The following is a 255-nucleotide window of genomic DNA, read 5'->3' as shown; positions in this document are numbered from 1 at the left end:
CGGGGTGTTCGACCTGGAGGCGGGTGTTGACCTCCAGGAAGGAGATCGTGCCGTCGTTGCCGACGAGGAATTCGACCGTGCCGGCGCCGACGGAGCCGGCTTCCTTCAGGATCGCCTTCGACGCCGCGTACAGCTGCGCGTTCTGCTCCTCGGTCAGGAAGGGGGCGGGGGCTTCCTCGACGAGTTTCTGGTGACGGCGCTGGAGCGAGCAGTCACGCGTGGAGACCACCACGACGTTGCCGTGGGTGTCGGCCA

Annotated in this window: 1 protein-coding gene; it reads right to left on the bottom strand. The window is 67.5% G+C overall.

The window, feature by feature from the left end:
* Positions 1-255, bottom strand: a 255-nt coding sequence (locus tag RM609_RS34390; protein ID WP_498073182.1) for an ATP-binding protein, incomplete at both ends; no start/stop codon positions are given.

Origin of the sequence: Streptomyces hesseae, from assembly GCF_031845785.1 — a bacterium.
Taxonomy (GTDB): domain Bacteria; phylum Actinomycetota; class Actinomycetes; order Streptomycetales; family Streptomycetaceae; genus Streptomyces; species Streptomyces hesseae.
The sequence above is the reverse complement of the archived record's forward strand: the minus strand, read 5'-3'. Positions and strand labels throughout refer to the sequence as shown.